The organism is Streptomyces sp. NPDC093085 (assembly GCF_040683935.1).
In the GTDB taxonomy this organism is placed as follows: domain Bacteria; phylum Actinomycetota; class Actinomycetes; order Streptomycetales; family Streptomycetaceae; genus Streptomyces.
The window spans coordinates 222834-235189 of sequence record NZ_JBFBFB010000005.1 but is presented as its reverse complement, the minus strand read 5'-3'; the positions used below and the strand labels follow the sequence as shown (position 1 = coordinate 235189).

Here is a 12356-nt window from a genome sequence, read left to right as displayed (position 1 = left end):
GGCCGTCCGTCGCGGGCGCCAGCGCGGTCCGGAGCCTTCACCCCCGTCCGGGAGGACCACTTCACATGGCCAAGATCATCGCGTTCGACGAGGAGGCACGGCGCGGTCTTGAGCGCGGTATGAACCAGCTCGCCGACGCTGTCAAGGTCACCCTTGGCCCCAAGGGCCGCAACGTCGTCCTTGAGAAGAAGTGGGGCGCCCCCACGATCACCAACGATGGTGTCTCCATCGCCAAGGAGATCGAGCTTGAGGACCCGTACGAGAAGATCGGCGCCGAGCTGGTCAAGGAAGTAGCCAAGAAGACGGACGACGTCGCCGGTGACGGCACGACGACCGCCACCGTCCTCGCCCAGGCGCTCGTCCGCGAGGGCCTGCGCAACGTCGCGGCCGGCGCCAACCCGATGGCCCTCAAGCGCGGCATCGAGAAGGCCGTCGAGGCCGTCTCCGGCGCCCTGCTGGAGCAGGCCAAGGACGTGGAGACCAAGGAGCAGATCGCTTCGACCGCCTCCATCTCCGCCGCCGACACCCAGATCGGCGAGCTGATCGCCGAGGCCATGGACAAGGTCGGCAAGGAAGGCGTCATCACCGTCGAGGAGTCGCAGACCTTCGGCCTTGAGCTTGAGCTCACCGAGGGCATGCGCTTCGACAAGGGCTACATCTCGGCGTACTTCGCCACGGACATGGAGCGTATGGAGGCGTCGCTCGACGACCCGTACATCCTGATCGCCAACTCCAAGATCGGCAGTGTGAAGGACCTCCTTCCCCTGCTGGAGAAGGTCATCCAGTCCGGCAAGCCGCTCCTGATCATCGCCGAGGACGTCGAGGGCGAGGCCCTGTCGACCCTGGTCGTCAACAAGCTCAAGGGCACCTTCAAGTCCGTCGCCGTCAAGGCCCCGGGCTTCGGTGACCGCCGCAAGGCGATGCTGAACGACATCGCCATCCTCACCGGCGGCACGGTCATCTCCGAGGAGGTCGGCCTCAAGCTGGAGAACGCCGGTCTCGACCTGCTCGGCCGCGCCCGCAACGTCACCATCACCAAGGACGAGACGACCATCGTCGACGGTGGCGGCGACAGCGAGCAGGTCGCGGGCCGCGTGGCCCAGATCCGCGCCGAGATCGAGAACAGCGACTCGGACTACGACCGCGAGAAGCTCCAGGAGCGCCTGGCGAAGCTGGCCGGCGGCGTGGCCGTCATCAAGGCCGGTGCCGCGACCGAGGTCGAGCTCAAGGAGCGCAAGCACCGCATCGAGGACGCGGTGCGCAACGCCAAGGCCGCCGTCGAGGAGGGCATCGTCGCCGGTGGTGGCGTGGCCCTGCTCCAGGCGTCCTCGGTCTTCGAGAAGCTGGAGCTGACCGGCGACGAGGCGACCGGCGCGCAGGCCGTCAAGCTCGCGCTGGAGGCCCCGCTCAAGCAGATCGCCGTCAACGGTGGCCTTGAGGGCGGCGTCGTCGTCGAGAAGGTCCGCAACCTGGCGGTCGGCCACGGCCTGAACGCCGCGTCCGGCGAGTACGTCGACATGATCGCCGAGGGCATCATCGACCCGGCGAAGGTCACGCGCTCCGCGCTCCAGAACGCCGCGTCGATCGCCGCGCTGTTCCTCACCACCGAGGCCGTCATCGCCGACAAGCCGGAGAAGGCCGGCGCGGCCCCGGCCGGCGGCGGCATGCCGGGCGGTGACATGGACTTCTGATCCCCTCGCGGATCAACCGTCCTGACCGACCGGGGGCGGCACCCCTCATCACGGATGAGGGGTGCCGCCCCCGGGCTTTTCCGTGGACGGCGACGGTAAGGATGTGCCCGGTCCACGACACCTAAAGGGTGTGGAGACGTTGAAGACCGGGAGCGACCGTGACCGCGCCGCGCGGTTCACGGCCTTGTATGTTCGTGACCACCCGCGTGTGTTCGCCTTCGTGCACCGGAGGTCGGGGGAGCGGGCGGCGGCCGAGGAGCTGACCGCCGAGGTGTTCCGTACCGCCGATGCGCGTCAAAACCCTGATCAGGAACGCCAATCCGGTCCCGCCCCCGAAGCCCGGAGCGCTCTCCCCCCGCGCCGCCGCCGAACTGGCCGCGCTGGCCGGGCAGGCGGAGAGTCCGGCCGGTGGGCGGTCCGGCGGGCAGGGCGACCGGGGGGCGGACCGGCCCCGTACGACCGTGGTGGCCGGCCGTCCGTCCCTGCGTGGCTTCCTGCTGACCGCCGCCGCGTGCGGGGTCGCCGTCGTCGTCGGGGGCGCCGCCCTCCTGCTGGCCCCGGGCGGTCCGGCCGACTTCGCGGACACCGGGGGCGGGCCCGGCCAGATCGTCATCGACCAGCCGTACTACGAGACCACGGCGCGGCTGGAGGGCGCCGCGCGGGTGATCGTACGGGTGGAGCTCGGCCCCGGCCGCGCCGAGAACCCCGATGACCCCGAGGGCACCGGCGGGCTGCCCATGACCGTCGCGGCGGCGCGGGTGGTGGCGACCGGGAAGGGCACGGTCCCGGGCCGCTCGATCGAGGTGGCGTACATGACCCCCGGCACGGGACCCGAGACCCCCGGTCTCACGGCGGGCCGGGAGTACGTCCTGCTGCTGAAGGAGGACGACGACGGGCGCTATGGCCTCGTGAACACCACCCAGGGGTGGTACGGCATCGATGCCACCGGCCGGCGGGCGGTCCCCGGGAAGGAGAACGGCGTGGCCCTGTCGCCCGGGGTCCTCAAGGCGCTCCGCCTCACGGAGTAGGAGAGGCGGGGCGTCACGGAGAACACCCCGTGACGCCCCGCCGGGTGCGGCTCCTACTCGCTCACCTGGCGCTGATCCGCCGCGTCCGGTCGGCGAGCATCAGCACGTACTGGGTGCCGCCCTTGGCGAGTGTCGTGGTGTTCCGGTCCTTGTACGTGACGCCCTTGTACGTGCCGCCGAGCTGGCTGACGTGTTGAAATACGTGACCCACTGGTCGTTGATGCCGACGGTCTCGACATTGAACGACCGGCCCGGCATGCCCCCGCTGTAGTACGTGGCCTGCGCGGACGTAGCGCCGGTCAGCGCGCCGGCGACTGCCAGTGCGGTGGGGTGGCGGCCTCGGGGTTTTCCGGTGGGGCGGGGGTGGGCGTGGGGTTCTCCGCCTGGTAGATCCGCTCCACCTGGTAGTAGGTGGCGACACAGGAGGCGGGCCACTGGCGTTTGCCGTCGCGGCCGAAGGGTTCCGACATCCCGCTGATGACCAGCGGTGTGTAGGGCAGCGCCGTCGCCCCCGCCGTGGCCTGGTCCCGGAGCAGGCGGTCCTGGGTGTCCCAGGCCGCTGCCCGCGTCCGTATGTCCGACTCCAGACCGTGCAGCGACACGGCGAGTGCGGCGGTGACGCCCGCGCACAGGAGCGCGGAGCCCAGGGCCACCGGCCTCGCGCCACGGCGGTGGCGCCGTACCGCTCGGTTCCCGAGCAGGCCGCCCGCGCCGACGAGCAGGAGGAGCAGAAGGAACAGGTAGTCGTTCCACAGGCGGTTGGCGGTCGAGACCGAGGAGCCGAACGCCGGATAGGCCATCACCGTGCAGACGTATCCGGAGAACAGCAGCGCCGCCGCCCCGGATACGAGGATCAGGCGCGCCCTGCGGTCGGGCCGGGGGACGCCGCCGTCCGCGCGGCGGACGAGGACGCCGACGAGCACCCCCACGGCGATCGGCGCGAGGTACTGCCATGTCGTCCCCAGGGTGAGGACGACGCGCGCGTACCCCCGCAGGGAGGCCACGAGCGACTCCGGGGTGAGGAGGGAGTCCGCGTGGTGCCGGGCGCGCCGGTTGCGCGAACCCGGCGAGGTCAGGAGCACGGCGGTGCCGATGAGGATGCCCGCGCCGGTGGCGGCGCACCAGGCCCGTACGAAGGCGAGCCGTCCGGCGGGGAAGAGCCGGCGGCTCAGCGCCAGGGCCGGGGCGAGGAGGGTCAGGGCGACCACGGAGGTCTCCTCCGACAGCGTGCCGATGACGGCTCCGGCGAGGCATCCGCAGGCGATGGCGGCGGCCTTCGCGCGCCGGGAGGCCGCCGGCAGGGCCGGGATCGTGGCGGCGGCCGCGAGGACGGGCGGGAGGGTGTGGGAGACCGACGCGGCCGGCCAGAAGAAGGTCTTGTACGTGTTGGTGGAGCTGAGGCAGAAGACGGCCAGGACCATGGCCGCCGAGAACAGCGGGACCCCCCGGGGCAGCCGCCACCCGGAGTTCCGCAGCAGCGCCGCCGCCCACGCCCACAGCAGGACCAGCATCAGGGCCGCGCTGATCCCCGCGTACCACTGCTGGCCCGGGACGCCGAACGCGGCGTAGGAGGCGACGAGCAGGCCGTTGGCGATCCGGCCGTTGTCGGTGGAGTAGAACGTGTCCACCAGGGCCATGAAGCCTCCGTCGCGTACGAGAGGCAGGAAGCACCAGTCGTCACCGCTCGGGCGCACCCAGCGCGCGTACCACGCGGCCGCGCCGAGGAGCGACAGGGGAACGAGCGGCAGCAGAAGGAGCGGCAGGGGAAGGAGCGGCGGCGGGGCCGTGACCGGCGGGTGGTTCTCCGCGTCCGGGCGGGTGCTGTCAGCCGGGGGTGGCGTTGTCCTGTTCCGTCTGTTCCGTTTCGGCAGGAGCGTCCGGAGCCATGCCCGTGGTGTCCACCGGCCGGGCCCCGGAGTCGATGGCCCAGCGGGCGAGGAGGAAGGAGAGGGGGGTGACGAGGACCCCGGCGATGAGCGCGGCGGCATTCTTGTCCATTTCGAGTCGGCCGACGGCCACGTAGAGAAGCGCGCCGGAGGCGACGAGGTTGAAGCCGCTGGACACCGGATACCGGAGGAACCCGCGCCAGGTCGGACGGGTCCGGCAGGTGAGGCGGGAATTGAGCAGGAAGGAACCGACGAAACTGACCGCGTATCCGAGGACATGCGCCATGAGGTACGGGATCCATGGGTTCAGGGCGATGTAGACGCCCAGGTATACGGCGGTGTTGACGCATCCGATCGCCACGAACGTCGCGAACTGCCGTGCCGTGGCCGGGCGGTCCGCCGGGCGCGTGAGCGGTTTCCGGCGTGGCGGGCGGGGGCTCGGCGCGGGACGTCGGTCCGTCTCCCGGACCACGAAGGGCGGACGGCGTTTGACCTCGTGGTAGATGCGCCCGACGTACTCGCCGATGATCCCCAGGGTGATCAGTTGGATCCCGCCCACCGCGACCACGACCATCAGAAGCGTCGCGTAGCCGGGGACGGCGGCCCCGTGGAGCGCCACGTCGAAGGCCACCCACGCCGCGTAGACGACCGCCGCCAGAAGGCACCAGAAGCCCGCGTAGATGGCCAGTCGCAGCGGCCGGTTGTTGAAGGACAGCAGCCCGTCGATGCCGTAGTTGAGCAGGCGGCGGCCTCCCCACTTCGACGTGCCGGCGAGCCGCTGGGCGTTCCGGTAGGTGAAGGTGGCCGTGGTGAAGCCGATCCAGGAGAAGATGCCCTTGGAGAACCGGTTGGTCTCCGGCAGCGACACCACCGTGTCCACCGCCTGGCGGGACAGCAGCCGGAAGTCCCCGGCGCCGTCGAGCACCTCCACATCCATGACATGGCGCACCAGGGCGTAGTAGGCGCGGCTCACCATGGCGCGCGCCGCCCCCTCGCCCTCGCGGTCCCTCCGGGGGATCACCTGGTCGTACCCCCGCCGGTGGAGTTCGAGCATCCGCGGGATCAGCTCCGGGGGATGCTGAAGGTCCGCGTCCATGAGGACCACCGCCCGCCCCCGCGACATGCGCAGGCCGGCGAGCATCGCGGCCTCCTTGCCGAAGTTCCTGCTGAGCACCGTGTACCTGACGCGCCGGTCGTCGGCGCCGAGGCCGCCGAGGATGTCCCGGGTGCGGTCGGTGCTGCCGTCGTCCACGTAGCAGATCTCGTAGTCGAGCCCGGCCGGGCCGAGAACGGCCCCGACGGCCGCGTGGAACCTCTCGATGACGGCGGCCTCGTTGAAGCACGGAACGACCACGGAAAGCTGAGGAGTCGTCAAACCAGTCTCCTGACCGAACACGCAGGAGCGGCGCTGTCCCCCGCACGGAGGTGGGGCGGCTGTTCCTGAGCTGGCAGGGGCCGGATCCCACGGGCATTCGGTCCGTATCTACCGGACGAGGGGCGCGATCAGCCCGCTACCGCGCCCGTGGATGCTCCGTTTGGCCTTGTCGGGCGATCTGACGGGCGTGGCGTCGGTGGCGTCCGGGGTGGCCGGGGTGCCCTTGGTGCCCGTGGTGTCCTCGGTACGGGCAGACGGCTCCGGGCCCGGGTCAGAGGGGGCGCGGGGGCGCCGCGTGGCGGAGGGCGGTGCGGAGGTGGCCGTCGGACGCGGTGAGGAGGCGGGCGGCGGTGGGGGCGTCGACCGGGCCGAGCAGGGTCAGGATGGCGTTCTTGACCTCGCCGTCGGTCGCCGTGAGCGCCGCCTCGATCTCCTCGTCGGACGCGCCGGTCGCCAGCGACACGATCCGGCGGGAGCGGGCCCGCAGCTTGGCGTTGGAGGCGCGGACGTCGACCATCAGGTTCCCGTAGGTCTTGCCGCGCCGGATCATGGTGATCGTCGAGAGCATGTTGAGGACGAGCTTCTGCGCCGTACCGGCCTTGAGGCGGGTGGAGCCCGTGAGCAGCTCCGGTCCCACGACCACCTCGATACCGTGCTCGGCCGCCGCCGCGAGCGCGCTGCCCGCGTTGCAGGAGAGGCCGATGGTGAGCGCGCCGAGGGCGCGGGCGTGTTCGACGGCGCCGATGGCGTACGGCGTACGGCCGGAGGCGGAGATGCCGACGACCGTGTCGTCCGCCGTCACCTTCACGGCCGCCAGATCGGCGCCCGCGAGCTCCGCGGAGTCCTCCGCCCCCTCCACCGAGGTGACCAGCGCGCCGGGGCCGCCCGCGATCAGGCCGATGACCTCGTCCGGTCCTGTGTTGAACGTCGGCGGACACTCGCTGGCGTCCAGTACGCCGAGGCGCCCCGCCGTACCGGCGCCCGCGTAGATCAGCCTGCCCCCGCGCGCGGCGCGCTCGGCCGTGGCGTCGATGGCGGCGGCGATCCGGGGGAGCTCGGCGGCGACGGCGGCGGCGACGGTGGCGTCCTCGCCGTTCATGATCCTGGCGATGTCGAGGGTGGGGAGCCGGTCGATCTCGGCGAGTTCGGGGCGGAACGCCTCGGTGGTGAGGACGTCCAGTTGCGCGCGGAGGTCGTCGTGCGCGCGGGGGCCGTCGGGACGGCCGCCGTTCCGGGCGCTGTGCGGGGAGGACATGGCGAGGCGGCTCTTTCTCTCCGGGGGTGCGGGTGCCGGGGGAAGGGTGGGACCACCGGTTATGACCACTGGTTATTACGTACCGGGGCGGCCCTTGTGTCAGCGGTCAGCGGGTGCTGTTCCGTGGGCTGTGGCGGTGCGCGAGCGCCTCGTACGACGCGGCGAGCGCGGGCGCGGCGGTCGCGTACGTACGCTGCGCCACACCGATGAAGAGGCAGTCCACGACGAGGAGTTGACTGGTCCGGCTGGACATCGCGGCGGGGCGCAGCTCGCTCTCCCGGGCGGTGGAGGTGGTCAGGACGTGGTCGGCGTACTGGGAGACGGGGCTGTCCGGGCGGCCGGTGATGGCGACGGTCGTGGCGCCCCGGTCGAAGGCGACGCGGAGCGGTTCGATGACATCGCCGGTGGAGCCGGAGTGGGTGATGGCGATCGCCACGTCGCCGGCCTGGAGCTGGACGGCGTTGGTGACGGCGAGGTGCGGGTCGTTGTGGGCGTGCGCGATGAGCCCGATACGGAGCAGCTTCTGCGCCAGGTCCATGCCGACCAGCGCGGAAGCGCCGACGCCGTAGATGTCGATGCGGCGGGCGGCGACGGACGCGGCGACGACGGCGCCGAGCTGGACGGTGTCGAGCCCGGCCGCGGTGTCGGCGAGGGTCTGCTGTTCGTCGTAGGCGAGCTTGGCGACGACATCGCCGATCGGGTCGTCCACGGCTATGTCGGCGGTGACGGAGGGCGCCCGTCCCGACTGCTGCTGGGCGGCGAGCCCGGCGAGGGCGAGGCGGAGGTCGCGGTAGCCGGGGTAGCCGAGGAGGCGGGCGGTGCGGACGACGGTGGCCTCGCTGGTCCCGGTCAGCTCGGCGAGCCCCGTCACGGTGAGCGCGGCGCAGCCGGCCGGGTCGCCGGCGACGGCTTCCGCGACGAGCTGCATGGAGCGGGTCATGGTCGGAGCGAGGGTACGCACCTTGGCGGCGAGGGCCGCGGGGGCGGGCGGCGGCGTACCGGTACCTGTACTGGTACCGGTGCTCGCACCGGTGCCCGCACCGGCCCCCGTGGTGCTGAAACTTTCCTTCACGTCGTAGGTCACTCTTGAAAGATATTTTCGTAGGAAAAGTGCGTCAACCCCCCTCGCCGGCCCGTGTCGCGGCGCCCGCGCGACAATTGCGGGATGGATGACGGGATGGATGACATGAGCCCGCCGCCGCCCGCGCCGGATCCGCTGGAGCGCGCGCTGCACGGCGCCCGCGCGCTGGTCCTCGCCGACCTCGCCGCCGGGGACGTGGCGAGCCCGGAGGTGGTGTCGCTGGTCGAGGAGTCGGTCGCGCACCGCCGCTGGTGGGTCGAGCAGTGGCCGCAGGGCGCGGAGTACGTGGCGGGGCTGGTCGCCCAGGATGTCCAGGGCGCGCTGCTGGAACGGTACGGCCGGTGGCCCCTCTGCCCGCTCTGCACGGTGGATTCGGAACCGCACGCCCTGGAAGTCGAACCGGAACTCGGCCCCGACCCGCACTGGGTCTGCGCGAAGGCGGGCGTGGCGCTCGCCCCGGTCGGCGCGCTGGGCGAGGCCCTGGGGGACCCGCGCGGGGCGGGCGGGACGGGCGGCTTCGGGGGGCCGGGGGCCGTATGACCGTGTACATCGACCCGCCCACCTGGCCCGGCCACGGCCGGCTCTGGTCCCACCTGGTCAGCGACGAGTCCTTCGCCGAACTGCACGCCTTCGCCGCCGCCATCGGCTGCCCGCCGCGCGCCTTCGAACGGGACCACTACGACCTCCCGGCGGAGCGTTACGCGGATGCCGTACGGGCCGGCGCGGTGGAGATCGGCCCGAAGGAACTCGTCCGCCGCCTCACGGAGGCGGGGCTGCGCCGCCCGAAGGGGAGGGCTCCCACCCCGTTTCCCGCTTCGTGATAGCTTCTAACGAAGCCTAGATGTTATTCGGCGCAGGGGAGAGGTGGCGGAGCATGACGGGACCGGGGGCGACGACGCCGCGCGAGCGTTACCGCGCCCAGGTACGCGCCGAGGTGAAGGAGCACGCCTGGGAGCAGATCGCCACGGCGGGGGCCTCCGCGCTCTCCCTCAACGCGATCGCCAAGCAGATGGGCATGAGCGGACCCGCCCTCTACCGCTACTTCGCCGGCCGCGACGAGCTGATCACCGAGCTGATCAGGGACGCGTACCGCAGCGTCGCCGACGCCTTCAGGGCGGCGTACGAGGCCCATGAGGCGACCCGGGCGGCGTCCGGGGGTTCCTCGGAGGCCGACGCGCCGGGCGCCGGGGTGGCCGCGCTGGCGTGGACCCTGCGGGAGTGGGCGCTGGCCGATCCGCACCGGTACTTCCTCGTCTACGGCACCCCCGTCCCCGGCTACCACGCGCCCGACGAAATCACCGCCATCGCCGCCGAGATGCTGGGCACCCTGCTGGACGCGTATGGGGCGCAGCCCCCGGAAGGTGGCCTCACGGGGGCCGCGGGAGCGGAGGCTCCGGGGGGCGCGGGAGCGGAGGGCGGCCTGCCTCCCGACCCGTTCGCCGCGCATCTCGCCGAGCACCGCGCGTGGACGGCCGGTCACCCGGCCCCGCCCGAGATCCTCCACCAGGCCCTCTCCTTCTGGACCCGGATGCACGGCGTCCTCTCCCTGGAGCTGGCCGGGCACTTCACCGGGATGGGGTTCGACCCGGCCCGGCTCTTCGCGGCGGAACTGGCCGGCCTGACCGGCCCCGGGACTACTCGGCCACCGAGCAACTGACCGGCCCGGAAGCCGGCTTACCGGAAGCCGGCTTACCGGAGGCCGTGGAGGCCGTGGAGGCCGCACCCGCCGTCGCCGAACCCGTCACCACCCGGCTCGCCTTCGCCGAAGCACGGTGGAAGCGCAGCGACACCGCCGCCAGCACGATCGCGGCCAGCGTCATCGCCCCGCCCGCCCAGGCCGTCGAGGCGAAGCCGAAGTCCGCGTCGATCACCCGGCCGCCGAGCCAGGGGCCGCTGGTGTTGCCGAGGTTGAAGGCGGCCGTCGCGGTGGCGCCCGCCAGGGTGGGCGCGGCGGCGGCGATATTGAATATCCGGGCGTTGAGCGCGGGCGCCGTGTAGAACGCCGAGACCCCGAGCAGGAACGTCAGCCCGACGACGGCGACCGGCTGCGAGGCGAGCAGGGCCAGCAGTACGAGGAACACCGTGGAGGCGCCGACACCGCTGATCAGAACGGCGAAGAGGTGCGCGTCCGCATACCGCCCGCCCAGCGCCGTACCGACCAGCGCGCCCACCCCGAAGAGCGCGAGGACCGTCGGCACCCAGCCGCTCTCCAGGCCCGCCACGTCGGTGAGGAGCGGGGCGAGGTACGAGAACGCGCAGAAGACCCCGCCCGCCGACAGCGAGGTCACCAGGATGGCGAGCCAGACCTGGCGGTCGCGGTAGATGGTCAGCTCGCGCCGGAGGCGGGGCCGCTCGGTGGGGAGCGGGATCTTCGGGATCAGGGTCACGACCCCGGCGAGGGCGACCGCCGACGCCGCCCCGACCGCCCAGAACGCCGAGCGCCACCCCAGGTGTTCCCCGAGGAACGCGCCGGCCGGCACCCCGAGCACATTGGCGATGGAGAGCCCGCCGATCATGACGGCCATGGCGCGGGCCCGCGCGTCCGGCGCCACCATGGCGATCGCGACGGCCGCCCCGACCGCCCAGAACCCGGCGCAGGCGAGCGCGCTGACCACCCGGGACACGAACAGCACCTCGTACGAGGGCGCGACCGCGCCCGCGACCTGACCGAGGCCGAAGACCGAGATCAGCGCGATGAGCGTGGTACGGCGGGGCAGCCGCAGCGTGGCCACCGCGAGCACCGGCGCCCCGATCACCATGCCGATCGCGAACGCCGAGATGAGCAGGCCCGCGGTGGGGATGGACACCTTCATATCGGCGGCCAGCTCGGGCAGCAGCCCGGAGAGCATGAACTCGCTCGTCCCGAGCGCGAAGACCGAGAGACCGAGCACATACACGGCCACCGGCATCCGGACCCGAGCGGAGGACGGGGAGGGGTCCGCCGGGGACGGGGGAGCCGAGGAAGGAGAAGCCGAGGACGGGGATGCCGAGGAGGGAGAAGGGGACGAGGACGCCGAGGAAGGAGAAGCCGAGGACGGGGACGTCGAGGAGGGAGAAGGGGACGGGGACGGGGTGGGGACGGAGGGAGCGGAATCGGGCATGTCAGGTCCAACTGGGGTCGTCGGTCACGGCATTCCTGCCACGGTCGGTTGTTCATATGGTGAGACCGACGGAGCCGCCCGCTCCGGGACCCGCCCGCGTCAGCTCGGGCCGGTCAGCTCGCGGAGCTCCGCCGTCATGTTCGTCCGCGCCCGCGCCTCCCACTCCCGGACGCCGTACGGGGTACGGAACAGCCCCGGCAGCGCCAGCAGTTCGGCCAGCACGGCCGCCCGCCCGGTACGGAACTCCGGCTCCGGGACGAAGCCGTACTCCTCCCGTACGGCCGTGGTGTACGCGGCGTACGCGGCCGGGGCCGAAGCCAGGACGGCCAGGTCGGCATCGCAGAGGACGGCGCCGTTGCGGTCGCCGGGCGCGGTGGCGTGTCCGGCGGTGAGCCGTACGAGGCGGGCGACCTCGGCCGTACGGGCGGCGCTCAGCCCGGCCTCGGGCAGAGCGCGCTCGGCGAGCCGGGCGGAGCGTTCCTCGTTCTCGGAGCGGTCGGGCCGGTAGACCGCGTCGTGGAACCAGGCGGCCAGCCGGACCAGGTCGGCGTCGTCCGCGTACTCCGCGAGCGTGTCGATCCGGTCCAGCACCGCGACCAGGTGCGCGGTGGAGTGGTACCTCCGCTGCGGCTCGCCCCAGCGGGCGAGGAGGTCATCCGCGTACGGGTAGGGCCCCGGGCCCCCGCCACCCGGCCCGGTCAGCGCACCGAGGGCGGCGGCGAAACGCTCCCGGAGCGCCGAGGCGGAGGCGGAGGCGGGGGCGGAGGTTGAGGTGGGAGCGGAGGTGGGGGCGGCGGGATCGCGGTGGCCGGCGGGATCGCGGTGGCCGCCGCTGTCGGGGAGACCGTCGGGGGCGGGGTGGCCGCCGGGGGCGCGGTGGCCGGAACTGGCTGGTTCGGACATGTGACGACCATAGGCCCGGGGCGGCAGACTGCTCGG

Annotated in this window: 12 protein-coding genes; 5 read left to right on the top strand and 7 right to left on the bottom strand. The window is 72.7% G+C overall.

Annotated features, from left to right (window positions below):
* The first annotated feature begins 65 nt into the window (after positions 1–65).
* A complete protein-coding gene (gene groL / locus AB0O07_RS17545) occupies positions 66–1691 on the top strand; it encodes a chaperonin GroEL (RefSeq protein ID WP_365633648.1) in 1626 nt (541 codons plus the stop codon).
* 287 nt (positions 1692–1978) lie between these two features.
* Entirely contained in the window at positions 1979–2719 is a 741-nt protein-coding gene (locus AB0O07_RS17540; protein ID WP_365633645.1) for a hypothetical protein, read from the top strand.
* A gap of 61 nt (positions 2720–2780) precedes the next feature.
* On the opposite strand, the gene AB0O07_RS17535 is transcribed toward AB0O07_RS17540, so the two are convergent.
* The 5 genes from AB0O07_RS17535 to AB0O07_RS17515 form a co-directional block, all read right to left on the bottom strand.
* Positions 2781–2930 carry a hypothetical protein gene (locus AB0O07_RS17535; protein ID WP_365633642.1) on the bottom strand — a complete coding sequence of 50 codons (150 nt, stop codon included), beginning with the start codon at positions 2928–2930 and terminating at the stop codon, positions 2781–2783.
* Positions 2931–3018: 88 nt separating this feature from the next.
* Positions 3019–4356 carry a DUF6056 family protein gene (locus AB0O07_RS17530; protein ID WP_365633639.1) on the bottom strand — a complete coding sequence of 446 codons (1338 nt, stop codon included), beginning with the start codon at positions 4354–4356 and terminating at the stop codon, positions 3019–3021.
* A gap of 187 nt (positions 4357–4543) precedes the next feature.
* Entirely contained in the window at positions 4544–5980 is a 1437-nt protein-coding gene (locus AB0O07_RS17525; RefSeq protein ID WP_365633636.1) for a glycosyltransferase, read from the bottom strand.
* A 271-nt stretch (positions 5981–6251) separates the two neighbouring features.
* Positions 6252–7235 carry an N-acetylmuramic acid 6-phosphate etherase gene (gene murQ, locus AB0O07_RS17520; RefSeq protein WP_365633633.1) on the bottom strand — a complete coding sequence of 328 codons (984 nt, stop codon included), beginning with the start codon at positions 7233–7235 and terminating at the stop codon, positions 6252–6254.
* A gap of 106 nt (positions 7236–7341) precedes the next feature.
* Entirely contained in the window at positions 7342–8196 is an 855-nt protein-coding gene (locus AB0O07_RS17515; protein ID WP_365634266.1) for a MurR/RpiR family transcriptional regulator, read from the bottom strand.
* 225 nt (positions 8197–8421) lie between these two features.
* Here AB0O07_RS17515 and AB0O07_RS17510 point away from each other — a divergent pair, with 225 nt between their 5' ends.
* From AB0O07_RS17510 to AB0O07_RS17500, 3 genes are read left to right on the top strand one after another with little or no spacing between them, the layout of a single operon-like run.
* Positions 8422–8856, top strand: coding sequence for a hypothetical protein (locus AB0O07_RS17510; protein WP_365634263.1), 435 nt, complete (start codon positions 8422–8424; stop codon positions 8854–8856).
* Positions 8853–9137: a DUF4031 domain-containing protein gene (locus AB0O07_RS17505; protein WP_365633630.1), complete on the top strand. Its 285-nt coding sequence runs from the start codon at positions 8853–8855 to the stop codon at positions 9135–9137. Before AB0O07_RS17510 ends, AB0O07_RS17505 begins: the two co-directional genes overlap by 4 nt.
* A gap of 53 nt (positions 9138–9190) precedes the next feature.
* Positions 9191–9973, top strand: a complete 783-nt coding sequence (locus AB0O07_RS17500) for a TetR/AcrR family transcriptional regulator (protein WP_365633628.1) — start codon at positions 9191–9193, stop codon at positions 9971–9973.
* On the opposite strand, the gene AB0O07_RS17495 is transcribed toward AB0O07_RS17500, so the two are convergent.
* Together AB0O07_RS17495 and AB0O07_RS17490 are read right to left on the bottom strand one after the other, a co-directional pair.
* Positions 9951–11225 carry a Cmx/CmrA family chloramphenicol efflux MFS transporter gene (locus tag AB0O07_RS17495; RefSeq protein WP_365633625.1) on the bottom strand — a complete coding sequence of 425 codons (1275 nt, stop codon included), beginning with the start codon at positions 11223–11225 and terminating at the stop codon, positions 9951–9953. The two genes, AB0O07_RS17500 and AB0O07_RS17495, sit on opposite strands and share 23 nt — an antisense overlap.
* A 291-nt stretch (positions 11226–11516) precedes the next feature.
* Positions 11517–12320 (bottom strand): hypothetical protein, encoded by an 804-nt coding sequence (locus AB0O07_RS17490; protein ID WP_365633622.1) that lies wholly within the window; start codon positions 12318–12320, stop codon positions 11517–11519.
* Positions 12321–12356: the final 36 nt, after the last annotated feature.

What these genes read in the sequence shown, in the direction of transcription:
- groL (WP_365633648.1), top strand. Translation starts at nt 66, where the DNA reads ATGGCCAAGATCATCGCGTTCGACGAGGAGGCACGGCGCGGTCTTGAG.
- murQ (WP_365633633.1), bottom strand. Translation starts at nt 7,235, where the DNA reads ATGTCCTCCCCGCACAGCGCCCGGAACGGCGGCCGTCCCGACGGCCCC.
- AB0O07_RS17530 (WP_365633639.1), bottom strand. Translation starts at nt 4,356, where the DNA reads ATGGCCCTGGTGGACACGTTCTACTCCACCGACAACGGCCGGATCGCC.
- AB0O07_RS17490 (WP_365633622.1), bottom strand. Translation starts at nt 12,320, where the DNA reads ATGTCCGAACCAGCCAGTTCCGGCCACCGCGCCCCCGGCGGCCACCCC.
- AB0O07_RS17505 (WP_365633630.1), top strand. Translation starts at nt 8,853, where the DNA reads ATGACCGTGTACATCGACCCGCCCACCTGGCCCGGCCACGGCCGGCTC.
- AB0O07_RS17495 (WP_365633625.1), bottom strand. Translation starts at nt 11,225, where the DNA reads ATGCCGGTGGCCGTGTATGTGCTCGGTCTCTCGGTCTTCGCGCTCGGG.
- AB0O07_RS17500 (WP_365633628.1), top strand. Translation starts at nt 9,191, where the DNA reads ATGACGGGACCGGGGGCGACGACGCCGCGCGAGCGTTACCGCGCCCAG.
- AB0O07_RS17540 (WP_365633645.1), top strand. Translation starts at nt 1,979, where the DNA reads ATGCGCGTCAAAACCCTGATCAGGAACGCCAATCCGGTCCCGCCCCCG.
- AB0O07_RS17510 (WP_365634263.1), top strand. Translation starts at nt 8,422, where the DNA reads ATGAGCCCGCCGCCGCCCGCGCCGGATCCGCTGGAGCGCGCGCTGCAC.